The 25441-nt window shown below is 51.5% G+C and carries 22 protein-coding genes and 1 pseudogene; 14 read left to right on the forward strand and 9 right to left on the reverse strand.

From position 1 onward, the window contains the following. Nucleotides 1-141 precede the first annotated feature (141 nt). On the reverse strand, nt 142-339 hold the full coding sequence (locus SH449x_RS02785) for a helix-turn-helix domain-containing protein (RefSeq protein WP_482379794.1): 198 nt from the start codon (nt 337-339) through the stop codon (nt 142-144). 168 nt (nt 340-507) lie between these two features. On the opposite strand from SH449x_RS02785, the gene SH449x_RS02790 reads away from it, so the two are divergent. Continuing rightward, on the forward strand, nt 508-654 hold the full coding sequence (locus SH449x_RS02790) for a hypothetical protein (RefSeq protein WP_482379795.1): 147 nt from the start codon (nt 508-510) through the stop codon (nt 652-654). A 309-nt stretch (nt 655-963) separates the two neighbouring features. After that, nucleotides 964-1476: a hypothetical protein gene (locus SH449x_RS02795; RefSeq protein ID WP_482379796.1), complete on the forward strand. Its 513-nt coding sequence runs from the start codon at nt 964-966 to the stop codon at nt 1474-1476. A gap of 46 nt (nt 1477-1522) precedes the next feature. Here the strand turns inward: SH449x_RS02795 and SH449x_RS02800 are convergent, their stop codons facing one another. The 4 genes from SH449x_RS02800 to SH449x_RS02815 form a co-directional block, all read right to left on the reverse strand. Next, nucleotides 1523-1816: a DUF1294 domain-containing protein gene (locus SH449x_RS02800; protein ID WP_482379797.1), complete on the reverse strand. Its 294-nt coding sequence runs from the start codon at nt 1814-1816 to the stop codon at nt 1523-1525. After that, on the reverse strand, nt 1813-2193 hold the full coding sequence (locus SH449x_RS02805; RefSeq protein ID WP_482379798.1) for a cupin domain-containing protein: 381 nt from the start codon (nt 2191-2193) through the stop codon (nt 1813-1815). Before SH449x_RS02805 ends, SH449x_RS02800 begins: the two co-directional genes overlap by 4 nt. Nucleotides 2194-2271: 78 nt before the next feature. Continuing rightward, nucleotides 2272-2793: a DUF6398 domain-containing protein gene (locus tag SH449x_RS02810; RefSeq protein ID WP_482379799.1), complete on the reverse strand. Its 522-nt coding sequence runs from the start codon at nt 2791-2793 to the stop codon at nt 2272-2274. A gap of 2 nt (nt 2794-2795) precedes the next feature. Continuing rightward, nucleotides 2796-3647 (reverse strand): plasmid pRiA4b ORF-3 family protein, encoded by an 852-nt coding sequence (locus SH449x_RS02815; protein WP_482379800.1) that lies wholly within the window; start codon nt 3645-3647, stop codon nt 2796-2798. Nucleotides 3648-3906: 259 nt separating this feature from the next. On the opposite strand from SH449x_RS02815, the gene SH449x_RS02820 reads away from it, so the two are divergent. The 7 genes and pseudogenes from SH449x_RS02820 to SH449x_RS02850 all read left to right on the forward strand — a co-directional run. Then, nucleotides 3907-4851 (forward strand): extracellular catalytic domain type 1 short-chain-length polyhydroxyalkanoate depolymerase, encoded by a 945-nt coding sequence (locus SH449x_RS02820; protein ID WP_482379801.1) that lies wholly within the window; start codon nt 3907-3909, stop codon nt 4849-4851. 25 nt (nt 4852-4876) lie between these two features. After that, nucleotides 4877-5365 carry a cupin domain-containing protein gene (locus tag SH449x_RS02825; protein WP_482379802.1) on the forward strand — a complete coding sequence of 163 codons (489 nt, stop codon included), beginning with the start codon at nt 4877-4879 and terminating at the stop codon, nt 5363-5365. A 129-nt stretch (nt 5366-5494) separates the two neighbouring features. Continuing rightward, complete coding sequence (locus SH449x_RS02830) at nt 5495-6043, forward strand: DinB family protein (protein WP_482379803.1); 549 nt, start codon at nt 5495-5497, stop codon at nt 6041-6043. 34 nt (nt 6044-6077) lie between these two features. Then, on the forward strand, nt 6078-6824 hold the full coding sequence (locus SH449x_RS02835) for a DUF4262 domain-containing protein (RefSeq protein WP_482379804.1): 747 nt from the start codon (nt 6078-6080) through the stop codon (nt 6822-6824). Between the two features lie 23 nt (nt 6825-6847). Beyond that, nucleotides 6848-7147, forward strand: coding sequence for a DUF7710 domain-containing protein (locus tag SH449x_RS02840; protein ID WP_482379805.1), 300 nt, complete (start codon nt 6848-6850; stop codon nt 7145-7147). 67 nt (nt 7148-7214) lie between these two features. Continuing rightward, nucleotides 7215-7478, forward strand: coding sequence for a DUF2625 family protein (locus SH449x_RS02845; RefSeq protein ID WP_482379806.1), 264 nt, complete (start codon nt 7215-7217; stop codon nt 7476-7478). Next, nucleotides 7429-7545, forward strand: a pseudogene (locus SH449x_RS02850) (hypothetical protein); the annotation flags it as partial. The gene SH449x_RS02845 and the pseudogene SH449x_RS02850, both read left to right, overlap by 50 nt. 41 nt (nt 7546-7586) lie before the next feature. Here SH449x_RS02850 and SH449x_RS02855 read toward each other — a convergent pair. The 4 genes from SH449x_RS02855 to SH449x_RS02870 form a co-directional block, all read right to left on the reverse strand. After that, nucleotides 7587-8165 carry a CIA30 family protein gene (locus SH449x_RS02855; RefSeq protein WP_482379807.1) on the reverse strand — a complete coding sequence of 193 codons (579 nt, stop codon included), beginning with the start codon at nt 8163-8165 and terminating at the stop codon, nt 7587-7589. Further along, nucleotides 8162-8626 carry a nucleoside deaminase gene (locus SH449x_RS02860; protein WP_482379808.1) on the reverse strand — a complete coding sequence of 155 codons (465 nt, stop codon included), beginning with the start codon at nt 8624-8626 and terminating at the stop codon, nt 8162-8164. Before SH449x_RS02860 ends, SH449x_RS02855 begins: the two co-directional genes overlap by 4 nt. A gap of 355 nt (nt 8627-8981) precedes the next feature. Beyond that, nucleotides 8982-10628: an L-aspartate oxidase gene (gene nadB, locus SH449x_RS02865; RefSeq protein ID WP_482379809.1), complete on the reverse strand. Its 1647-nt coding sequence runs from the start codon at nt 10626-10628 to the stop codon at nt 8982-8984. Between the two features lie 163 nt (nt 10629-10791). Beyond that, nucleotides 10792-12171, reverse strand: coding sequence for a hypothetical protein (locus SH449x_RS02870; protein WP_482379810.1), 1380 nt, complete (start codon nt 12169-12171; stop codon nt 10792-10794). A gap of 309 nt (nt 12172-12480) precedes the next feature. On the opposite strand from SH449x_RS02870, the gene SH449x_RS02875 reads away from it, so the two are divergent. From SH449x_RS02875 to SH449x_RS02895, 5 genes are all read left to right on the forward strand, one after another. Next, entirely contained in the window at nt 12481-13449 is a 969-nt protein-coding gene (locus SH449x_RS02875; protein ID WP_482381802.1) for a LysR family transcriptional regulator, read from the forward strand. A 55-nt stretch (nt 13450-13504) separates the two neighbouring features. Continuing rightward, nucleotides 13505-18061, forward strand: coding sequence for a glutamate synthase large subunit (gltB, locus tag SH449x_RS02880; RefSeq protein WP_482379811.1), 4557 nt, complete (start codon nt 13505-13507; stop codon nt 18059-18061). A 177-nt stretch (nt 18062-18238) separates the two neighbouring features. Beyond that, nucleotides 18239-19747 carry a glutamate synthase subunit beta gene (locus SH449x_RS02885; RefSeq protein WP_482379812.1) on the forward strand — a complete coding sequence of 503 codons (1509 nt, stop codon included), beginning with the start codon at nt 18239-18241 and terminating at the stop codon, nt 19745-19747. Nucleotides 19748-19903: 156 nt separating this feature from the next. Next, the gene (locus SH449x_RS02890) at nt 19904-22273 is read left to right on the forward strand and encodes a hypothetical protein (RefSeq protein ID WP_482379813.1); all 2370 of its coding nucleotides are present in this window, start codon (nt 19904-19906) and stop codon (nt 22271-22273) included. Further along, nucleotides 22209-25370, forward strand: coding sequence for a secretin N-terminal domain-containing protein (locus tag SH449x_RS02895; protein WP_482379814.1), 3162 nt, complete (start codon nt 22209-22211; stop codon nt 25368-25370). The genes SH449x_RS02890 and SH449x_RS02895 overlap by 65 nt, the downstream gene beginning before the upstream one ends. Nucleotides 25371-25441 lie beyond the last annotated feature (71 nt).

Raw genomic sequence — 25441 nt, forward strand, 5'->3', positions numbered from 1 at the left:
GGCTAAGCGGTGCGGGGTAGGTTGGTGAATGATGTGCTGCACCGACGCAAATCTGGCGTTCCGTTTGGACGGGACGCCATACTGCCAGATATTGGCTGTCGACTTGGAATTAGTGGCTCTTTCCTTGGTCATGAGATTTCTTTATTTTGGCTTAACGGGGCGCTCGATGCTGCGAAGGAATTTATCCAGGTCCTGTCGCTTGAACAGGCGATAGCCGTTCACCGGATTGCGATGCATCGGAATGTCCCCACGAGCAGCCCATTTGCGAATCGTGTTGTGGTGGACTCCGAGATACTCGGCCGCCTCTGCGGTGTGCATGTATTCCGACAATTTGGTCATGGTCTTGTCCTCGATACGTTGGGGGCGAGTTTCACCAGACGAGTAGCCTAACAAACCCTACACGGGTTGAACAGCACCCAGCCATTCTTGTCCAGTTCTGGCCAAACGCCGGAAATCATGGAAATTCTAGCCGAATTGTGGCCAGAGAACGCTTGGGAGAACCAAACTATGAGGAACACGAACGAACGCTTCGAAGACGACTTGGGCAACGGCCTGCGGATTGCCAAGACGTCGCAGCGGTTCTACGATGGCAGAACCTGGGTTGGCGGATCGATTGCCGGATACCCTCAATCGCAACTATTCCGCTTTCGCTAGTGTCGTGATACGGCTCTTTTTCGTTTCGGAAAAACTCGGCCGCGCCTCAATGATCGCGATCAACCTTGGGATTTGATGCTAATTCGAATCCCTCCCCATCCGCTTTTCCTTTTCTGATGACCAATCTCCTCATCGGCTTTCGAGCATCCTCTGCCATTGGGAAATTTGTTCGCTCTCCGAGCTGCCGAGCTATAATGGCAAACGAAAGACCTTGCCAAATGCAAGACCACAGGAAACCTACGCTCGCGTGTGCAATGCCTTGGCCGAAATCGGTCCTGTGGTGGGAAGGTTCCACGAAGAAGTAGGCTCATGAAGACCCTTATTTTCGAAACTGTAATCGCATTGGTTGCAATCGTAGCCCATATCGGCGACGAACCGTTCAAGATCACAACTAAGCGATCTGATGATCGTGTGGAAGTGAAGTCCGGTAAGGACAAAACCTTGTTCGTGGTTCGAAGTCCCTCTGGTATCAGCCAGGCGACCATCGAACGAACGACTGAGCATTGGCCCGATAAGCTCGCGGTTCAATTGCGATTGAACGGGTTGGAGAATGTCAAGCTATCGACCGACCAGCTAACGCTTGAAGCGTCAGTATCGAGTCACGATGGCAGTGTACGACTTTGGAAGGACGGGAAAGAAGATTCTCCGTTGGACTCGAGGAATCCGTACTGGATGGTGGTAACAATTCTGGACAGCGAGGGAAAGCCAACCAAGGCTATTCCGCTCAAGGATGGTACGTTCGAGATACAGTTACCCAAGAAGTTCTTCGAAGGTAATCCGCAGTCGATCAAGGTAGAGTGGATCGACTTTTATCGGAATTGAGCTTGGCTGCTGTTATTCGTCTAACTCAGTCGTGGTTCGTCAGTTCTTACAGTGGATTCCCAAAGAACACATACGCCGCTGTCCCGACGATTGCAACGTGCAGTACAACGACGCACCAGAAGACGATCAGGAACGACAATTTCTTTGTCTTGTGCCGGAAGTATCGCTGCCCCAGCAGCGCACCGGGCCATCCACCCAACAGTGCCAGGCTGTGCAAGGTCTGTTCAGGAACTCGGCGACTTCCTTTGGCAGCACTCCGCTTATCCCAGCCGTAAGCAACAAAGCAGGCCAGGCTCATCACAAGGACGATCCCCAGGTAAATAGCGGTAGCGATCATCATGTAGCGGTTGCATCTCCGTAAAACACTGCCAACCAAACCGTTGGCTCGTCAGGTGTGGTCCATTCTACTTGATGCTTCTGATGCGCTGGGATGTTGATGTGATCACCGGGCTTCAGTTCTATCGATTCTCCTTCAATCGACAACCTAGCGGCACCTTGTAGTACAAGCACCCATTCGTGTTGGTCTTGATCGTACCAAAAGCTCTCTGGTGATGAATGACCATGCGAAACAATTCGTTCGATGCGCAGATTGGTTGCTTCGAGCAATGTAGTGAAAAGCTCATCGAGTAAGTTTGATGGGAGATTGGTGAAGAGGTTTGTATTCATGGTTGAATGCGAGCTTTCTTGGATCGCTTCAATGATCTCCTGCTGCGTCATACCGAATTCTTTTCGAGCAGACTTATCGCTTCAGGTCGCACCTTTTTGTGCCCACATCGAATCGCTAATTTCCATCTCTCAAACTCCTTCTTGCCGATCTGCCGGGATAAATGGGATCAGCCCTTTGCGAAATGCTTCTTCTTGAACTTCCCGCTTTAGGAAGCGAGCATCGACCATGAAGCCGTTTACCTGAATCATCCACGACATCGGGTTCTGATTAATTCGGCTGCGAAGTGACCATTCCGGGTCCATCGGTCTGATCTTGAACATCTTGCGGATCAACATCGACTTGCCCTGTCCAGTGCTTTCGCCAACGCCGAACGCCTTGTCGATGGCCGTTAGTTTCATGTGCGGCTTCCGGCTACTGTCATCCAGGAAGTTCACCCAGCCAATCGTGCGGACGATTCCAGACGCCCATGAGCTCGGTTTTCCGCTAACCAATGGGGTTGGACGTTTGCGAGCTAGTTTTTCAACAAGCTTTCGGCACAAATCAGCGTATTCGTCGTTGAGATGCTCTTTGCAGAAACTGTCAACAAGTTCGGCGATTTGTTTTACAGCTTCATCACCTGGGTTTTTGCTACTGGTTTTACGTTTTGCCATGATCAACCAATCCGTCTCCAATTTGGAAGTCCACGTCGTATTTTGTTCGTTGTCTTGACTGCATCAAAGTGCATAGGATCGAATTTACCTCCCCACTGAACCAAATCTTCGTGTTGCTCGTGGTTAGGATCAGCAATAGCTTCGAGAAAATCAGCGTAGCCATTCACTCCCCCAACGTCTTCGGGTGGACAAGCGTTTTCACCTTCCAAGCAAACTGGGTAACGCACTCCCTTTTCAGATTTCAAGCAACCTTCAAATGCGATTTCATGCTTCCAGCAATCGCCAAAGTCGTACTCGTATTCGAACTGAAATCGCTTACCTGACTTGGGAATAACCTCGTGAAGCATGGTAGAGGTTGAGTCGTAGAATGAGTCGTTCTTGTCAAAGCTGTCATTGAGCAAGTCAGGATCACCGTAACGTTCGCCGCTAATCTCGAACTGGTGAAGATGCGAGTTAGTCCATCCCATCGCCGTCTGGATGTACTCGTGCAGTTTGTCCAGTGTGCAAGATTTGACCTGGATTCGTCTCCATATCAGAGGCTTGTAACCAAGAAGTGTAATCTTGAATTGGTAAAGCCGTTCGGTAATTGGAATGGCACCAATGCCTTGAGCTTCTTCCATAGCGTTTGAAATGACCTGCGTGACGTGTGCTAGGCAATTGATTACTACGCCACGATTTTCTCGCTTGTCGATCTTGCTAGCATGAAGGATAGACTTTGCTTCATCCATCGAAAGCGGAATCACTCTGCCATTTTTCGACCCGAGCTTCATCGACTCTGAAAGCTCGGGAAGCAGTGCAGCGATCTCGTTCCGTTCGAGAGATGACAACATTACTTTGATTTGTTGATTTGACATTTGCCGATGAGCCTTTTCCGTTTTCACCAGTTGAACTTAGGAATCAATACCATGCCAATAAAAACCATGCAAGTAAAAACCATGCAAATAGAAGTCCTCAAGACAAGGAATTGTAATCATAATGCACCAACGCGTGGCCGCCCCTGATTCCCCAAGGAAACGGCATATTGTGTAACTGACCCGTATTTGAAGATTCGACTTGCGATGGTAATGTTAGCAAGATCGAGGAGTGCGAATACCGACAATATGGGGAATAAAGATGTACCAAGTGGTCATTACGATGTTCGTGGTCGGGCTGACGGCATGCTTGACACACGCCCAAGAAACGCCGAAGCGAATCGAAGCACTCGGCCCAGGCGATCACACCCGCGTGCTCACCGTGGGCGATCTGAAACGCAACTACCTCGTCTACATTCCTCCCCAGTACGACCCAAAGAAGCCGACACCAGTGGTCATGGCTTTTCACGGTGGTGGTAGCAACGCCAGCAGCATGGTCTCATACTGTGGCCTCAACAAAAAGGCCGATGAAGCTGGATTCATCGTCGTTTATCCCAGCGGGACCGGGCGACTCGAAAGGATTCTGACGTTCAACGGTGGCAACTGCTGTGGCTACGCCATGAACAACAAAATTGATGATGTAGAATTCACTCGCAGGATTCTCGATGATCTCGCCAAATCTGTTAACATCGACCCAAAGCGAGTCTTCGCCACTGGCATGTCGAACGGCGGGATCATGTCGTATTTACTTGCCTCCGGACTGTCGGATCGGATTGCCGCCGTCGCCCCGGTTGGTGGTCCGATGGGGACCGAGACCTGCAATCCGAAGCGTCCTGTATCTATCATCCACTTCCACGGCACCGACGATGAAAATGCTCCGTTTAAAGGGGGCAAGGGTAAGGGGCCATCCGGCACTGACTTCTATTCTGTCGAACATTCGATTCAGGCTTGGGTAAAGGCCAATGGTTGCGAAAAGGAGCCGGTCGTTACAAAGCTTCCCGACACAGCCAAAGACGGAACAAGAATCATTCGCAAGACTTACGGATCAGGGGAGGATGGAGCAGAAGTCGTACTGATTGAGATCGAGGGGGGCGGGCATACTTGGCCGGGACAGGAACCACGCCTCAGAGCGTTGGGCAAATCCACTAAGAACATCTCAGCCAATGACCTGATGTGGGAATTTTTTGAGAAGCATCCGATGAAGTGATCGGAACATAAAGGAGAAGATGATAATGAGCATGATCTGCGATCCAACGATCCGAAAAACAAACGAGGGTCGTACTATAGCCGTCGTTGGTGACGTGTACCGCTTTCTGGCGACCGGCGACGAAACCAGTGGCAAGTATGCCACGTGGGAAGCGTTAGTTCCTCCTGGTGGTGGGCCTCCACCGCACGTTCACAGCCGAGAGGAAGAAGCCTTTTACATTCTTGAAGGCGAGATCACATTCACGGTTAACGGCGATAAAGTCCTTGCGTCGCCTGGTATGTTCGCCAATATGCCGGTCGGGATGCCGCACTCGTTCAAGAACGAATCGGATCGGCCAGCCAAGATGTTGATCACGGTTGCTCCCGCTGGACTGGAAAAGATGTTTATGGAAGTCGGTGTACCGTTAGCTGATGGTACAACAAATGCTTTACCACCGACCCAAGAAGAGATCGAGAAGTTGCTCAGAGTTGCACCTGGCTACGGCATTGAAATCCGAGTTCCATATCATGAATGAAGCACGTTTTAACGCCAGTGGGACGTAGAACAGAGCAATTTCACTCACCAATTAACTAAGCCACTTGAGGAGAAGTAAGATCATGATTCATTCAATTCCTCCCTTCACCAGAGGTTGCGATAGAAGCACATGAACGCAATCGATCTCGTTCAACGCCTTCACTATCATCGATGTTGGGTGAACAACAATTTGCTCGCTGTCGCCTCTGCATTGAGCAATGGGCAATTGCATTCACAGTTCCAGATTGGCCAGGGGTCAATCTGGAAATCCTTGCTGCATCTTTACGCCGCTGAGTACGTTTGGCTGGAAACGCTCCTTGGCAACGAAACCCCACTCATGCAGGGTGACTTACCTGGAAAACTCCCGGGCAACCAACAAGGCCAGGGCGGGATAACTAGCTTGGATGAACTGAAAGATAAGTGGTCAGCATTGGAACAGAGGTGGGGCGTCTATCTTCAATCACTAACGCCGGATTCGTTGGATGACACCGTCTTCAAGAAAAGCACCAGCCATGGTTTGGGGAAGCGATATGGAACTCGCCTTGGCGACATACTGCTCCACGTTTGCACACATGCACAATACACTGCCGCTCAAGTCGTCAACATGCTACGGCAAGCTGGCGCAGAAAAGTTCCCTCAGACGATGTTGATTTCATTGGCCCGGCAGGAAGTTGAGTGAGTAAAAAGGCCTTAAGTTCAAATGGAGAGTCTAAATGGTTCGTACAAAAGGTGAGGATAAAGACGAACAAAGGGTAATCGACGATATTCATCGAGTAGGGTGGCATATCGTCGGAATTGAGGAGGACCGGGAGGGGCCTGCATTCGCATATTCTATCGGAATGCAGTATACATTTAGCCATCCTGAGATTATCATCCTGGGACTCAATGGTGCGACCGTAATGATGGATATCATTAACGCCATAGGCGAAGAAATTCGGAAGGGTGCTAGGTTTCAAGATTGGCATGAGAGCGATCAAATCTTGCAAGGTTACTCGTGCATGTTTCGTACTGTACCCTCCGATGTTTATCCCGACTACCTGGGTTATGCGATATGGTTCTACCGTCCTAGTCCATTTCCTGTACTTCAATGTGTTTGGCCTGATAGCCAGAATCGCTTTCCATGGCAACCTGATTGCCAAACTGGAATTCAAGTTAGACAGCCAATATTGGCACAACAGACTGGATGGCCATTTGCTGAGGGTAAAAATCGAGCGGTTTTCACCACGAATCTAGTTCTTGAAGGATCACATCCGATACTTAGGATAAGTCACGACAAAGAAGGCGATTGGCAATTTTTATGCGGAACTACAACTTCTGTTGATGAGGCAAGAATCATTTCTTTGCATAACATCGTCGAACTTCACCCGTCCGTTTCTGAATTGGCAGACCTACCTAAAGGCTGGGTTGCAGTACGTGATTCGGTGAACTCACCTTGGCGGCGTGTGCATGCAGACAACTAAAACAATTTACCGGTATCAACAAGATGAGCGGAATGGTTCCTGAAAAGCACGTCTGGGTGTTCAATTGTGGAAACAAGGGGTTTCCTGGCGGTGTCTTCACGGATCGGGCGAAGGCGGAATCGTGGATCGAAACTCATCGTCTTAGCGGTGTACTTACCGCATACCCGCTCGATGAGGGCTGCTACGATTTCGCCATTCGGCACGAACTTATCAGTCGTCGCTGCTTGGAAGAAAACCAAGGCGATCCCGAATTCATCGGATCATTTTCTTCGGCATCGCTTGCTCACTACCACTATGAGAATGGCAGTTGTGATTCTGCATGATCGGTATCTGAGGAAACCAAGTGCGTCTGGCGAGGATTGGTCAATTTTGCAGAAGGAGGTCAAATGAGTGGGAAACAAAAATTCAGAGGAACTTATAGACCGGGAAGAACCGGCCATCACGTTGATTCACGATTGGATTGGGGCCGCCGAAAACCAATGCGATGTTTTTCCACCCTCGAATGAATATGCAGAAGAACTTCTTGAAATCCAAGTGACAACTCTCTCCACTCTCGGAGCATTTGCCTACGAAACGGGAGGCGTGATGGTCGATCATGGTTTGATTGCGTTTCCTCGGCTCAGGTCATCCGAAGTTAAGGCGTACGCTTTCTGAATGGAATCGAGGTCGAAACAGTGGTGTTTGGCTCGTTGCAGATGATGCGGTAGGTGTTTTTTTCGATATCCATGGTGGCGAATATGGAGATGACAGAGGCAGCATTTACTACTGGACTCCAGACCGCTCTACCTTGATCCATTCGAGCTCTAGCTTGAACGGTCCAGCTTTCTTGTCATCTAGTGTAAAGCCTAAGGAATTGATTTCCGTAGGCTTCACTGCACCTGCGTTTCTGACCACTCGACCAAAAGATGTCGCCTCAAACTTATCCAGCGGGATTCTTACTTCGATCCAAGCGTCTTTCTTCGTTGGTACGGCAGCACGATACGAGTAAGCAACCTGTGATCTGTCGGGGTAGAGATTCAGCGTGTACTCTCGACCATCACCCCGAATTTTGGCAACCAAAGTGTCACCTTTTTCCAGGTTGAGCTTTTTCGGTTTGGATCGGACTGATGCAAATCCGCCATTGTTTGCCAGCGAAAGCGTGCCGAAAAAATCCATCGTCTTCGTGTCGGAGATCTTGAACCTTCCATCGGAAACTCCGCCCATCACTCCGTCGTTGACCGTCTGCCACTCCTTCGCAGTATCGGCTCCAGCGAAATCGAATAGGGGTAGCGATTTTTCTTGAGCCATCGCCGTTGTTGCCATAAAGAGGGTTAATAAGTTGACCAGGAGTTTATATTTCATTTTGAATTTTTCCGTCTTGAAATCGCCAGAGCAAAGAGTGCGTCACAGTCTTGTTCCAATACGCCGCCAGTGATTGTACATCTCCACGCTGGACTGCGTTGAACTACTTCCTCCGCAAGGATATCAATCTGTCGCCATCCCATTTTCTGGAGGGAACGAATGGACGTACCATAGACCACTGACTCGATTCCAGTCCAGAGGATCGCCCCTTGGCACATGGGGCAAGGTTCGGCTGTTGAGTACAGCGCAAGTTTGCTGGTTTCGATTCCTGGATTGGACAGGAACAACTGATTGATGGCATCAATCTCCCCGTGAAATGTGGGATTGACGGATGATTTGTTCCAGCCCTCGGACACAACTTTGCCGCTTGCTCGATCAACGATCAAAGCTCCAAACGGAAATTCGGGAACATTCGCCGCCAGTTTGATAGCTCGTCGCATATAGAGTTCGTGTTCGTTCATGCAGTGTATTCTATCATTTACGAAACTAGAATAAACGACGAAAACCGTGTGATGCACCTCGCCGAAGTAGCATTCGCTCCCGTGAATACTCGCCCCAAAACAACTTGTGGTTAGTTCGTCTTACGAGCGGCGATGAGGGGGCAAAAAAATCTCTTACTGCTAGATACAGTAGCCTCGCCGCAAAAGATCTTGTGGTGACAGCCCTGATGGATACAAAATCCCGAAGATTGTTCCCGAAAATTTCATGGCATATCGATCTCACCACGCGTGGCTCTGAGTCAGAATCCATTCAAACGTCGTTGAGTGGGACGCAATTAATGACTCATTCGGTTTTCAGCATTCTAATTGGTGAGCTTTAGGCGGGATGCCGGCACATCGCCAAGTGTTTTTGCCACAATGGATCCTGCTTGGGATGGTCGGTTCGAAAATGGACGCCACGCGATTCTTTGCGTTGATGGGCTGCAATGGCCATTTGCAGACTGACGCTGAGCATATTCTGCAATTCCCACCCCTCGACGGAATCCAGCTCCAATGACAACACGTAGGAACAGTAATGTTGGAGCGTTTGAATCGTTTCCTCAAGCCGGTCTTCTTGCCGTCGAACGCCAACGTTACGCCACATCAACGAACGAGCACTGTTTCGAATGTCGGCGAAATCGATTAAGTCAACGGATCGATTTTGTGAATTCGAGAAAACCGGTAATACACGAAGTTCTTCGGATCGATTTTGCAAGGCTGAGTCCGAGGCGTTTCTTCCGGCGATGGTGCCATAAACGAGCCCTTCGAGCAAACTGTTTGAGGCGAGCCGGTTCGCTCCGTGCAATCCGCTGCTCGTGACTTCCCCAGCAGCCCACAGTCCGGGAAGGGTTGTTCGAGCACCCGTGTCCACGACGCACCCACCGAGCATGTAGTGCGCTCCTGGTCGCACGGGAATCGCGTCGATGGCAATATCCAATCCAAAACCAGCACACACCTTAGCGATCCCGGGAAAGCGCGCACGCACACGAGACGCATCGAGATGCTTTAAGGATAAGTAAACGCATGGCGATTGCGTTTTCTCCATCTGGCTAACGATCGATTGGCTCACAACATCACGCGGTGCCAACTCCATGCGACCGTCGTATTCCCCCATAAACCGGACGCCGCGCGAGTCGAGCAAATGAGCCCCGTCCCCTCTCATGGCCTCCGTGATCAGTGTGCGGGAGCTGCCAGCAATGTAGAGAACCGTGGGGTGAAACTGCATAAACTCCATATCACGCATCATGGCTCCCGCGCGAAACGCTAATGCATGGCCATCTCCCGTTGCGACACGAGGATTGGTCGATTCCCGAAAAACTTGCCCACAACCTCCGGTGCACAGAACGGTTTCTTTAGCCCAAATGACATACGGTTTTCCACCTCGAGTGGAAGCGATCACTCCGTGACAGCGGCCTTCGAAAGTGATCAAATCTAGGGTAAAAGTCTCTTCAATGATTTCGACGTTCTCTCTACCTTTGACATGTTCGATCATGGCGCGGATGATTTCTTTGCCCGTGGCATCGCCGAGCGCGTGTAGGATTCGCTGGTGGGAGTGCCCTCCCTCGCGTGCTAAAATAATTTGCCCATCGTGCGTATCAAATTGGGTTCCCCAGTTGATCAACTCGGTGACCCGCATCGGGGCTTCTCGCACAACCTGCGCCACCACCTCGGGATCACAAAGCCCCGCTCCTGCTACCAATGTATCTTGGACATGGTTGTCGAATCGATCTTCTGGGTCCCATACGCTTGCTATCCCGCCTTGCGCGTAAGTACTGTTGGATTCTTCGAGCTTATCCTTAGTTAGAATCAATGCCCGCAAGGACGGGGCGACTTCGTTAGCGGCTCGCAAGCCAGATAGTCCTCCTCCGATAATCAGAACATCGACAAAAAAGTGCCCCATCCGTTTGGGGTCGATATTGGTAAGGTAGCGGGGTGTCCATGTGGACCATGGGTAGTCGAGAAGTTCATTGGGGAAGGATGCCATTTAAACTTGTTTCAGTTAGCGTTCGATCGGGCTTTACAGCATATCTTACCCGAAGAACAATGGTCGCAAGCGGCGATGGGAAGAAGGGAACTGCCTCGCCCAGGGGATGGGCTTATTTGATAGGAGACTTGTTCCATTGGCCGGGATGCAAGCGGCAGCGTGACTAGTTGGGATAGCGTACGACTAGAATTACGTGAGAGATGGGGTTTAAGTCGTTTGCGGGAGGCTTGCGGTTCGCTGCCTGACGCTGCTCAATCGGCAGATCTAAAAATTGGAACGATCCCTTGGAGAAGGAGGATACCAGACCAGAGTCTCCTTTGGCTCCTAAGCGACGCACTGCTCCAGACGATTCGGTGACAAGCATGGAGCTCATTTGCGATTCGATCAGCCCTACAGCATTATCCATGACCACGTTCATTCTCATCGAGGGGAAGTCCTCATAGCTCTTCATCAAGTCGTCGTAGAACTCTGAAAGCATGCTCGCAGTTCCTTTGAGAACGAGAACTTGAGCATCACCAGCAGCGCTCGCCGGACCGACTAGTCCCGACTTGAGAACGGTCGCGATTTCATCTTGGTTCAGCACCAAATCGTCCACCGCGCCCAATCCGTGCTTTTGAAGATAAATCCCGAGAATATCCTGCTCCCGTGCTGAGCTATCCACAGAGATTTCATAAACCGCCATGAGCCGCCCCGAAGCCTTGAAAAGCGGGTTGGTACTGTGGTCGATTTCAAGCTTTTGAGGGGCTTCTGCCGATGACTTTCCGAGATCTGCTAGAAGAGTCGCCTCTTTGCCGACAGCATCTTGCATTGCGGACGCAGCATCTTGAATCGTGGACTGGTTCTTGGAATCCAGCTCCGATCCGGAAGCTAGGGCAAGCCGATCCTGCTCGGCCGGAGTTTTGAGTTTAACTGCTCCGTCGTTCGCTCGCTCGGGCTCCAAATCGCCTAACGGATTAGCCTGAGCCAGGGCTGCCGTGTCCGGTCTGGGACTGGATAATGCGTCAGGCAGTGCCCCGCCTTCCTCGTCCGCCAGATTCTCTTTAACGTTAGCCTTTGGATCAAAAACTGCCAGGATATTCTCCTGTTCCTGCTTTTTGTTAAATTCGTCTATCCTCGCCAACTCGTCTCGCTGGACAGACAAAGTGTAGGTCGCTGACAGCTTGGCAAATAAGAACGCGAACAAGCAAGTCGCCACGACGGCTGCAGCTGGCAGCAGCCATGGCAAGCGAGTTTCGGCGGGGTACAGGGATTTAATGGAAGGTTGGTACGAGTCAGGTTCAATCCATTCGGGAGCGTTCTCACCCATAGTGACGGCTCGCGACCTAGCGGCCCCCACGACTTTCGAGGCGAAAGAACTGCCGAGCTTCCCTGTTGGCCTCCCTCGCAGCAATGCGCTTCTGAGAGCTGACAGATCCTCGATGTCTGACTCGACCTGAGGATTGATAGCAATTTCGGCATCGAGCTTTCTGGACTCATCAACGGACAAATGCCCATCCAGCAATCCGCTGATCAGCTCATTGATGTCAGTTTTGTTTGTGTCCATGATTACTACCGAAGCAAGAGAATTAGCTGACTTTCGGAGTTGGTCCGCAATCGGAAAGTTCCCGCCATGCAGCATAGAATAGTAAGTTTCGGAACAAAATGTCGATTTTCCGCTTGTTCGGTAATTTTCGAGGAGACAAATATTATAATAAGATTAGCAAATACAAAGAACGAAAAAGTAAATTATTTACTAATGACGATTGACTTAGCTGGGTGTTTGCGATAAGTTCGTCATTCTTACGCTTAATGGAGGGCTTGCAAAATTAACAAGAGCAATAAAAGGGCTGCTAGCACACAAGCGGCCGTTCACATTCGATCGCTCAAAGTCTTCTTTGATGTTGTTCGAAAAAGAAGCTTTTCACAGGCCGCTGAGGAGCATGGCATGACGCAGAGCGCGGCGAGCCAAAGCGTCCAGCATCTCGAGGAGTTTCTATCAGTTCGATTAATTGATCGATCCAAGCGTCCGTTTGTGCTGACAGCTGAGGGCCAAAAGTTTTATGACGGTTTGGGCGGCATTCTGCGTCAGTTCGATACGTTGGTAGACGACGTACGGCTTGGGGGCCGAGATGGAAACGAAGTCACGGGTCACGTTGTTGTTGCGTCGATCTATTCTATGGGATTGAGCTACATCCCGGTTTTGGCGGAGAAGTTCGAGAAAGCGTTCCCGTCGGCGACGTGCAGCTATCAACTAGCGCACCCCCATGAAGTGTATCGCATGGTGGAGCAAGGGACTGTCGATTTCGGCATGGTCAGCTACCCAGATCCGTCGCGAACCTCTTTGCAAACCACGATGTGGCGTCACGAACCGATGGTGTTGGTGGCATCTCCAAGACATCGCCTCTCTTCAATGGGACGCATTTCGCCACAGGTCCTATCCCAAGTTGGATTGGTGGCCTTTGCGTCGAATTTACGGATTCGTCAAGAGATTGATAAAGAGCTCAAAGCATTAGGGGTGACGATGCGAGTCGTGGTCGAGCTGGATAACATCGACTCCGTCAAGCACGCGGCCATAATCGATAGCGGTGTTGCGTTTCTGCCCAAGATGACGGTTGAAAGCGAGTTGGCATCGGGTTCTCTCAGAGAAATCCCTTGCGAAGGCTTGGAGCTCACCCGTCCTCTCGGAATCATTCAAAGGCGTGATGTGCCTTTAAGCCGCGTTGCTCGAAATTTTATGGATCTTGTCCTAAAGAATCGAGTCTGGGATGACGAGGCGGTTCAACAGGAAACCGCCAGTCAAGAGGGCGATTCTTCGGCTGCCCCTGATTTTGCCAGCGCCTAATTTTTCGTCACGCTCGAAATGTCTTTTTTCCTCACACGTATAAACAGGCGAATCCATGAACGCACCCATCGGCTTTCCCGAGAAACATGGTCTCTATGATCCCGACCTAGAGAAGGATTCTTGCGGCGTTGGCTTTGTTGCTCACATCAAGGGTAAACCAAGCCATCAGATTGTTTCCGATGCTCTCACCATCTTGATCAACATGGATCACAGAGGTGCGTGTGGATGCGAGTCCAACACTGGGGACGGTGCAGGGATACTCGTCGGGATGCCGGATCGATTCGTCCGTCGAGTCGTATTATCGGAATTCGGCGTCGATCTACCTAAAATCGGGCAGTACTCGATCGGCAATATCTTTTTGCCTCGCGATGCTTCGGAGAGAGAGCACTGCAAAAGCCAATTCAATCGTCTGATCGCCGCGGAAGGTCAAAAATTAATTGGCTGGCGGTTGGTACCACAACTTGCAGATCAAGCCGACATTGGCCCCACCGCGCGGGAGGGAGAGCCGTGTATCGAGCAAGTTATCATAACCGCGGCTCCTGGCTTAACTCATGATGAGTTCGAACGCAAATTGTATTTGATTCGGAAACAAGCGAGCCATGCGCTTCGAGGTGACGAAAAACTTAAGCAGCGAAAACTGTTTTACGTCTGTTCATTGTCGACCAAGACATTGATTTACAAGGGGATGCTAACACCGGCGCAGGTGGGTGTTTACTATTCCGACCTGACGGATCCAGACTTCGAGACTCATCTCGCGATGGTTCACTCGAGATTCTCGACCAACACATTCCCTAGTTGGGACCGTGCCCAGCCTCTTCGCTTCATGAGCCACAATGGAGAGATCAATACGCTCCGTGGCAATGTCAACTGGATGCGGGCTCGCGAAGGCAACGCGGCTAGTGCCCTTTATCGTGACGAACTCAAGAAACTGTTCCCGGTCATTGAGCCACATTGCAGCGATTCGGGAAATTTTGATAACGTTCTCGAGTTCTTGTTGCTAAATGGTCGCACACTTCAGGAAGCCATCATGATGATGGTTCCGGAGGCTTGGCAAAAGCACGAGACCATGTCACAAGAGAAGCGTGCTTTTTACGAGTACTTTAGCTGCCTGATGGAGCCATGGGATGGCCCCGCCTCCATCGTATTTACGGATGGCCATTACATCGGTGCGACGCTTGACCGAAATGGGTTGCGACCGAGTCGATATTATCTCACCACTGACGACCGTGTCATTATGGCTTCGGAGGTGGGCGTCCTCCCCGTCGATCCTGCGATCGTTAAAGAAAAGGGGCGGCTGCAACCTGGACGCATGTTCCTCATCGACTTTGAAGAGGGACGTCTAATTCCTGACGAGGAACTAAAGGACAAGTTCGCAAAGAGCAAGCCTTACGAAGACTGGCTCAAGAATGAACGCATCACTTTGGCAGATCTATCGGTCGAGAAGGAACCGCACGGCTTTTACCCAGAGACGCTACTGTCTCGCATGCAAGCTTTCGGTTACACGATCGAAACCTTGCACTTTATGCTCATCCCCCTGATTCAAAGCCAATCCGACCCGCTCGGATCGATGGGGAACGACTCCGCTTTGGCGTGTTTGAGCGATAAGCCTCGTTTGGTTTACGACTACTTCAAGCAGTTGTTCGCTCAAGTCACCAATCCGGCGATTGATTCGATCCGCGAAGAGGTGATCATGTCGCTCGAGTGCTACATCGGCCCCGAGCAAAACCTGTTGGACGCAACCCCAGCGCACTGTCATCGCTTGCTCGTGCCGCACCCGATCCTGACTAACGAAGAGTTGGCAGCGATACGGCACATGGACATTAAGGGTTGGAAGACCAAGACGATCGACATCACGTTCGACCGCAAGCGGGGCAAGGCCGGATTGTTGGAAACGCTTGACCGCATCTGTGCTGAAGCAGAGAAGGCGATCGACGACAAGTACACGATTGTCGTACTAAGCGATCGCGAAGTCTGCCATGATCGGGTCGCGATAAGTTCGCTGTTGGCATGTGGTGCTGTTCATCATCATTTGGTCAAAGCTGCTAAGCGAACACAGATCGGCATAGTTCTAGAGACCGGTGAAGCCCGCGAGGTGCATCACCATTGCTTGCTAGTCGGATACGGCGCGGATGCGATTAATCCATACTTGGCCTTTGAAGCACTTTGGCAAGCGAGCCGCGACCAGTTGGCTGCAATGGATGACGAAAAAATTGTCGCTGCCTACCGAAAGGGTGTTGCTAAGGGGATGCTCAAGGTCATGGCCAAAATGGGGATCAGCACCTTGGCAAGCTACAAAGGTGCTCAGATCTTCGAAGCCCTTGGGCTCAAAGATGAGGTCATCGATCGCTGCTTTGTGGGGACCAATAGTCGGATCCAAGGCTGCTCGTTCGATATTTTGGCTGAAGAAACATTGCGACGCCATGCTCTCGGCTATCCACTACAAGCTTCCGATGCTTTACCGATGCTGCCGAACGTAGGTGAGTTTCATTGGCGAGCCGAAGGAGAGAGGCACGGATGGGACCCCGCCGCGATCGCCGACATCCAAGTGGCAGCCCGTGCAGGTGATAAGAACGCTTACAAACGTTTCGCAGACCATATCAATAATGATGCCAAGGTTCGGTGCGCCCTCCGAGGTTTGCTCGAATTCAACTTCGGTGCATCCTCCGGTCCAATTCCTATCGAAGAAGTTGAACCAGCCAAGGAAATCGTCAAGCGTTTCTGCACTGGTGCAATGAGCCTCGGTTCGATTAGTGCGGAAGCTCACGAGACCTTGGCAATTGCCATGAACCGATTGGGTGGCAAGAGTAACACAGGCGAGGGGGGAGAAGACCCAGCCAGATTCACACCCATGCCAAGTGGTGACAGCAAACGCTCCGCTATTAAGCAAATCGCATCGGGACGCTTTGGTGTTACCATTGACTACCTCACAAACGCCGATGAGTTGCAGATCAAGATCTCGCAGGGTGCTAAGCCGGGCGAAGGTGGTGAGTTGCCCGGCAAGAAGGTGGACAACTACATCGCTCGTATCAGGCATAGCACACCTGGTGTGGGCCTCATTAGTCCACCGCCTCACCACGACATCTATTCGATCGAGGATTTAGCTCAGCTCATCCACGATTTGAAGAACGCCAACAGAGCTGCTCGGGTGAGTGTCAAGCTCGTGAGTGAAGTGGGAGTGGGTGTGGTCGCTTCCGGAGTGGCCAAAGCTCACGCGGATCACATTCTTATCTCGGGTGATACGGGAGGAACAGGTGCCTCTCCGCTGACCAGCATCAAGCATGCGGGTTTGCCGTGGGAGCTTGGAATCGCTGAAACCCATCAGACTTTGGTTCTCAACAACTTGCGGAGCCGGGTACGTCTGCAGACGGACGGCGGTTTGAAGACAGGAAAAGATGTTGTCATCGCAGCACTTCTCGGAGCGGAAGAGTTTGGGTTCGCGACGGCCCCGTTGATCACTTTGGGATGCATCATGATGCGAAAGTGTCATTTGAACACTTGCCCTGTCGGCATCGCCACCCAGGATCCTGAGCTTCGGGCCAAATTCTCTGGCAAACCGGAACACGTCGTTAACTATTTGTTTATGGTAGCTGAGGATGCACGTGAGATCATGGCCAAGCTCGGTTTCCGGTCGATCGATGAAATGATCGGGCGAACGGAGTGTCTCAAGGTAGATGCTGCGATCAAGCACTGGAAAGCGGATGGTCTCGATCTGACTCCGATTTTGAAGCCAGCCAAAAAGGCGAATCCCGATGTACAGGTTCGATGCGTGGATGTTCAAGATCACGGCTTGGAAAAGTCACTTGACATCACCGTGTTGTTGCCAAAGTGTATGGAAACGGTGGAAACCGGCAAACCGATCAAGCTGGAGCTACCCATCATCAACATCAACCGCACGGTTGGCACCATTCTCAGCAATGAGATCGCCAAGCGTCACGGGCATAAAGGGTTGCCTGCTGATACCATACATCTGAAATTTACCGGATCGGCTGGTCAAAGCTTTGGTGCATTCCTTGCTCACGGCGTTACGTTGGAGCTCGAGGGAGACGCCAATGATTATGTAGGCAAGGGATTGTCCGGCGGGCGAATCGTCGTCTATCCATCGCCTCACGCATCCTTTCCTGCTGAGGATAACATCATTGTAGGTAACGTGTGTTTGTACGGTGCAACCAGTGGTGAGATCTATCTGCGGGGTCGGGCAGCGGAACGATTTGCGGTCCGCAACTCCGGCTGTTCTGCGGTCATCGAAGGAGTTGGTGATCACGGCTGCGAATACATGACGGGAGGCCGAGTCGTCATCCTGGGAGAAACGGGACGCAATTTTGCAGCGGGAATGAGTGGTGGTGTAGCCTATGTCATGATGGACATGGACAGTTTCCGCATTCAATGCAATCTCGGAACGGTCGAGCTAGAACCCGTGGTCGAGCAATCGGATATCGATGAGCTCCATCGGTTGGTTTCGAATCACGCCGAGTTCACCGGTTCCACCGTAGCGAATGAGCTACTGGACGACTGGGTTAATAGTGTCCCCAAGTTCGTGAAGGTGATGCCGACAGACTATAAGAGAGTGCTCCAGGAGTTGAAGCAAGCTCAATCGGAAATGGCCAACGCGTAGTCGTTCTTGTTTTCATCGAGACGACTTTCGCCCCAGAGGAAAAGGGCTCTAAAAAAAGAGCTAACGATTTGCAAAAGCGGTTCACGGCTTTTGCAACACACTGCACCGAAGAGCTGGCGACCAAACTTGGTTACCAGTCTTCCTGAGATGTAACTCCAAGCCAACGCAATAATCATTATGGGAAAGCCTACCGGATTCAAAGAGTTTGATCGCAAGAAAGTCGAATGGAGACTTCCAGTTGTCCGCTTGGGAGACTTTGGCGAGATTTACACTGAGCCAACCGAGGAGCACCTGCGGACACAAGGGGCTCGGTGTATGGATTGCGGTGTTCCCTTTTGTCAGTCCACGACCGGTTGCCCCATCGATAACTTGATTCCAGAATGGAACGACTTGGTCTATCAAGGCCGTTGGCAAGATGCTCTAGACCGTCTCCACAAAACGAACAACTTCCCAGAGTTCACGGGCCGAGTATGCCCGGCACCCTGCGAGGGGGCGTGCGTATTGGGAATCACCAATCCGCCAGTGACGATTAAAAACATCGAGAATGCGATCATCGATCATGGCTTCAGCAAGGGGTGGGTGAAAGCCAATCCGCCCAGTGCTAGAAGCGGCAAGAGCGTAGCGATTATCGGCAGCGGGCCTGCGGGGTTAGCGGCCGCTGACCAGCTCAACAAGGTCGGCCATACCGTCACCGTCTATGAGCGAGCGGATCGTATTGGAGGTTTGTTGACCTACGGCATTCCGAACATGAAACTGGACAAGAATGTCGTCAAGCGTCGGTTGGATCTGATGGAAGCCGAAGGAGTCAAGTTTGTTACCAATGCGGACGTCGGCAAAACGGTCGATCCTAAGCATTTGATGGCGGAGAATCATGCGGTGTTGCTCGCGACGGGAGCTACCAAGCCTCGGGATCTACCCATCCCTGGCCGTCAGCTAAAGGGGGTCCATTTCGCCATGGAGTTTCTTTCTGCCAACACAAAGAGTTTGCTAGACAGCGAGCATGCTAATGGCAATTACATCTCCGCCAAGGGTAAGCGGGTGGTCGTCATCGGTGGGGGCGATACTGGCTGTGACTGCATCGGCACGAGTCTTCGTCATGGTTGTTCCGAGCTGGTGAATTTCGAATTATTGGACAAGCCACCTGAGTCGCGAGCTTCCGACAATCCATGGCCGCAGTGGCCACGAGTCTTCCGCAGTGACTATGGGCATGAGGAAGCAATCTTCAAGTTCGGCAATGATCCTCGCGAGTATTGTATTCTCAGCAAGGAGTTTGTTGACGACGGCCATGGCAACGTCACCGGGATTAAGACCGTTCGGGTCAAATGGGTGAAGCAGGATGGCAGGATGGCCATGGAAGAGGTGCCTGGCAGCGAAGAGATCATCGGCGCGGATCTCGTGTTGCTCGCCATGGGATTCCTAGGACCAGAAAGTTACGCATCCGAGATTTTGGGGCTCGAGTGCGATCCCCGAAGCAATTATAAGGCTGAGCACGGTCAGTTCACGACCAATGTTCCTGGCGTGTTTGCGGCTGGGGATTGTCGCAGGGGCCAATCGTTGGTCGTTTGGGCCATCAACGAAGGGCGTGGGGCAGCCCGAGCCATCGACATCTATCTGCGTGGTTCCAGCACTTTGCCTGCTCCCGGCTTGACCATGGGCTCGGCTCTTATGACTGCCACCAACGGTTAAGCGGGCTGGTACCTCGGTGGGCTTGAACCCAGGTTCCAAGGGATATTTTAGGTTTCTTTCCCTTTTTGGAAGATTTTTGAAAGAAACCGGGCGGCAAATGTAACTAACTGGGTGGTAAGTTACGTTTTGTTTTTATCCGATGCGAGCCACCCTGCCATGAGATTGACCTTGAGAACCCTGTTAGCCTATCGGGACGGGGTGTTGGATAGCAAGGATGCCGCTTTGTTGGAATCCAAATTGCGGGACAGTAGCACGGCTCAGCAGATTTCGCAGAGGATTGACGATGGCATGGCGAATCCTCGTCTTGCTCCGATTCCGGTCGATGCCAAAGAGTTTGGCTTCGATGCGAATCATATCGCCGAGTACTTGGACGATACGATCGCCGTCGATCAGATTCCGGCGATGGAACGATGTTGTTTGGAAAACAATGCTTTGCTTAGCGAGGTGGGAAGTTGCCATCGTGTCCTAACCAAAGCTCTGGCTGCACCTGTCGACATTCCTTGGGAATTGCGAGACCGGATTTTAGCTCTGCCAGCTGCTCCCAGCGTGAAACCGAGTCGACTCAAAATCTTGAGGTTGGGCAAGGATGGCAGCACCGTCCGGTTTGATGCGCCGACCGTGGCGAAGTACGACGCAGTACGACACAATCCGACTGTGGTACAGCAGGACAGGGTACAGCAGGACAGGGTACAGCAGGACACGATAAAGCAAGAGGCCGTCCCTGCACATGGAGAGCCTGCTATCAGCTCGGTTGTGGATAACAACCAGTTGCCGGCCGTGCGTCCCTCACCCTCTGAGCCGAGAGGATCGGGGATTGAATTAAACGAAGGCTTGGGGCATCAAGTTCCCGAGTACTTGATCGGCCAGGATCGAAGCTGGCTAAAAAATGCGGCTGCCGTCGTGATGTTGGTCTGTGCATTGGTGCTCGTTGCGTTCCTCGCGATTGGTCCGCTGGAGCGGTTGCAATCGATGCTGGGAGAGGAATACAGCACCGTCGACGTGAAGCCCCCGAGGCCATCGGCTGAGAATCTATCCAGCGACAATAAATCCCGACAGCCTAGCATAGAGAAAGATGCTGGGATTGCAGGTCAAAAACCGAGCAGTACCGAGACAGTTGGGAGTCGAGAAGAGACACTGCCCAGCGTTGCGGCCGCTGGCTCGATAGAAAAGCCTGTTTCAGGAAAAGAAGGTGGAACCGCAGATAACTCCGCTTCGGGGGCCAGTGAAGCAGGTTCGAGCGAAGCCGCATCGGGCGCGGCCCCAGCGGCTATAGCGGGAGAGGCTGACAAGGTTATTACTGAGAACGATGTAGCAAAATCGCAACCTCCTTCGGCAGCTTCGACTGCAGGATCGAACGGAGCGTCATCTGATGCTTCTCCAGCAGGCCCCGCTGTCAAGTGGCTACCGGAAACGAAAGAATCTTCCCAGAGTCTAGTTTTTTATCGCAACCCGCTTGATCCCAGTTTGGCGTGGCAAAAAATCGAACTTGGTTTCTCCACAGCGATGGGGGACATTGTTGTTCCGCCCCACCAACGGACTGAGTTTGTCACGCTGGGGGGCATTCGGATCGTAGTCTGTGATGCGGCGCAGTTGGAGTTTCAAGCCAAATCGACGTCGATGGCGTACGGAAGAGCGCTTCTATTTCCGACTCCGGATGGCAGATCGTTTGAGTTGGAAACACCAACTGGTTTGTGCCGCATCGAGTTCGCGGATTTGTCGTCGAGCTGCGCCATAGAGATACGACATAACTGGGGAGAAAACACTCGCGAAGACCTGATCCAGGGCAACTTGAAAACGGTATGCTCTGTCACTCTGTTCGGAATTCAGGGGGTAAGTTCTGTCAGCTGGAGAGCCAGCGAGGTGGTCCAGCAAGAAGAGCTGCAAGTTGGTGATGAATTGCAGCTGTTGGAGTCAGGAGCGGCTAGCAAATCCGACATGACGGCTGCACCCAATTGGTTTCGGACCAGCGTGGAGCGATCGATCGACCAATTTGCAGTGCAGGATGCCAACAAAGTCTTTGGTAGATCCAATGAAAAGAGTGCGTCGGAGTTACTTGTAGAATTATCACAAAGCAAGCGTGCGGAAACAGCATCCCTGGCAACTCGTATTTTGTGTCAATTTGGTAGGTTTGATGGGCTCCTTGGGAGTAACGGGTTTATCGCTCGCAAGGGCTCGTATACCCATCTTCAAACTTGGCTTCCTGAGCTAGTAAACGTACTGGGGGAAGCCTCTATGCGATCGAAATTCTTCGAAGCAGCAAAAGAGTCTCTCGAATCGAGGACCGTTGATGTCTTGCGACTTCTTGTAACCCATTCCACTCGTCAAATGCGAGAGGGGGGGGAGCGATTGTTGATCGAGTCGTTGTCTAGCAATCAGCAAGATGAGCGGCTGCTAGCGATCGTTCAGTTGAATCAACTGACGGGGAAGACACTTGGTTTTCATCCGGAGAAGAATTCGACAGATGCCATTCAGCAATGGCGAAAAACACTTGCAAAAGAAGAATCTCGTTCCTCGCAATCCAACTAGCCACCTAATCCAACCAGCCCGAGGCGAGTCTATGTTTCCTAAAGTTCTGCAATTAATCGCTGCTATCCGAGTGCGCTCGGTACAACGGTATTGGTCGGCATCCGTTCTTATTGCTTACTTCGCGGGAGCAACAGCGATTCCTCTCTGCGCACAGGATGACCCGTTTAGTGGCGGGGGAGTAGTTGTCGTGCAAACCGCGGATGGAGTCCAACAAGTTGTGGCGACTCCGGATGGAGTCGGGGGAGCGGTTCCCGTGGGTAACGCACCGACAGCCCAAGGTCCAGGCGATAAGGCAGCCGCCGATGGAGCCATATCGGGTTCTACACCCGGCGCAGCTGTCACCGCCTCCTCGCAATCTGGAGATTCCGGAGGAGCCCAGAATGCGAGTGCAGACAGCTCGATCAAACGAGAGAGCATCCCCACGGATCCTCCGAACAAAAAAGAGTTTTCGGTTTCTCCCGATGAGGAGGGAATGGTTCAGTTTCAATTTAGAAACCAAGAGTGGCCTGATTTGTTGATGTGGTTGGCGGATGTTTCCAACATGACTCTTGATTGGCAAGAGCTTCCCACTAGCCGTGTCAACTTGTCCACAAAAAGGAAGTACACGATCGAGGAGGCACGTGATCTCTTCAATCGTCATTTGCTGTTGCGTGGCTATACGATGCTCGAGTTGGAGAGCACGTTGCAGGTTGTGAAAACCGAGGGGATCAATGTTTCGCTCGTTCCCAAGATTCCAGCCGAAATGCTGGATAGCCTTCCTCCGAACAGGTTTGTTCGGACTTCTTTTCCACTCAGGACATTGATCGCGGGGGACGTGCTAGAGGGCTTTAAGTCACTTGTCAGCAAAAACGGTGTTCTGACCGCATTAGAGGCGACCAATCGACTGGAGGCCATGGATAGTGCCGGCAATCTTGCGGAAATCTACCGGATGCTGGAAAGAGAACAATCGGATGAGGCAGTCGATCGGCTGGTGCAGGAATTCGAACTTGAGTTCGTAAGAGCAGAAACGGTCAAGGAGCAGCTCATGTCTTTCCTGGGGATTAGCCAGTCCAAAGCCAGCGCAAGTCCAATGTCTCCGGAAGAGCAGATGATGCAGCAACAACAAATGATGATGCAGCAGCAAATGCTACAACAGCAACAGCGTGGAGGTGCCCCAAAACCACCTGGATCGGAAAACAAGGACATACACATTACTGCAAACGTGCGACGAAACAGCGTAATTGTCCATGCACCTCCCAACAAGATGGCGATTGTGAGTGCTTTCGTTCGCCGGGTGGATGTCCCTAACGAGAATGCCGCGACGCTTCAACGTATCGAGACTCGAATGAAGGTTTATCGACTTGCATCGCTCGATCCTAAGCAACTCGTTGCAAGCATTGTCGGCATGGACGTTCTCGAACCGACTTCGAGGATCGAGGTGGACGACAAGAACAAAGCGATCATCGTTTACGCATCGCTCAGTGACCAGCTGCTCATTCAGCAAGTCATCGACAGGCTGGATGGCTCCGCTCGCGAGATGGAGGTCATTCAGCTACGTCGTCTGCGGGCCGAGGATGTCGCGAACACGATCAAGTTTCTATTCGGGGAGCAGCCCAAGGAAGAGACACAGAACAACAATCGTTATTATTACGACCCTTGGAGCTCGCGCAAGACAGAAGAAAAGAAGAGCGACACCTTTCGCGTAGCTGCCAACACGCAAGACAATCAAGTGCTCATTTGGGCGAATGACATCGAGACGAAAGAAGTTTACAAGCTTCTGGAGAAACTGGGAGAGATTCCCGCCAAAGGATCAAAGCGAAGCAACGTTCGGGTCATCGAAGCGAGCCGTTCCCAAGAGACAAAGGAGTATCTTGAGAGACTCCAGGAAGCTTGGTCACGCATTTCGGATACACCATTGATCCTCCCGAATGAGTCCGAGTTTCCAATCGAAGAGGATGAAAAGCAAAGCAAGCCAGAAAAAGTTGCGCCTGACGCACCTCCAGAGAAGGGAAATGCTAGTGCGGGCACAGATGATGTAACCGAAATCAATCCTGAGAGATTCGCATTGAGAGGGTTGCTGTCCGCCTTCCAAGGACCACAGGACGATCGCAACTCTGCGAACGCTGGCGAATTTGAAATCAAGAGCAATACGTCAAAACAAGGTGTGCAAATCAAGTTCGACGAAAAAGGGAATTTGGTTTTGACCGGGGCGGATCTAGATGCCCTCGATCAGTTGGAGCGGATGATGATTTCGAATGCGCCACCACAACTAGGGTACCAAGTGTTCTACCTCAAAGATGCTAGGCCAATTTGGGTGGAGCTCAATTTAAAGGATTACTTCAAGGAGGAAGAGGACAAGAAAGACAACGGTGAATTCTTTCGATGGTACTTTGGCTTCGACTCGGCAGACAACAGCAAGAAAAAAGAAGACCCAGGTATTGGCAAGAAGAGAAAACTTCGCTTCATCTCTGATCCTGACACGAGCTCGATCGTGGTCATCGGTGCCGACGAAAAACAGCTCAAAACCATTAAGAGCCTAATCAAGCTCTGGGACGTCCCGGAAAAGCCGACCAAGCAGAAGCTAAGGTATTCCAAGCTTGTGAAAGTGGAGTTTTCTAAAGCGGAAGCGATTGTCGAGACCATGAAAGACGCTTATCGCGACCTTTTGAGCACCAATGACAAGGCCTTTGCCAAGGGAAAAGAGGACAAGGAATCCAAGCATGAAGGTGGGGGAGAATCGGTCCAATCAGGTGGAGCGATGAGTTTCAGTTTTACGGGCAAGCTTTCCCTGGGGGTGGATCGAATCACCAATTCTATTCTTGTTTCCGCCGAGGGAGAGGATCTCCTCAAGTTAGTAATTGAGATGATTAAGGAGCTCGATCAAGCTGCCAGACCGACCGGCTCGGTACAGATGATGACCGTGGGAGGAACCAATTCCGCAGCACTTGAGAAAGCTCTTTTGGCTTTATTATCCAAGAATGAACCGCAACAAGCGAATAATGGGCAAAACCGGGGTACACCAGGTCAAGATTCGCAGGGAAATCAGTTTCCATCGCGGGGGTTTCAAGGAGGTGAAGGAGGCCTATTCCAGGAGGGAGGTGGCTCCAAACCTCGGTGAGATTGCCTGAATGGGAAGGCTGTCGAACCTTGATCGCGGTACCCAGTCGGCACGCTTGGCGGTAGAATCAG

Origin of the sequence: Brakhagea baltica, assembly GCF_052161605.1 — a bacterium.
Classification (GTDB): Bacteria; Planctomycetota; Planctomycetia; order Pirellulales; family Pirellulaceae; genus JBKCUI01.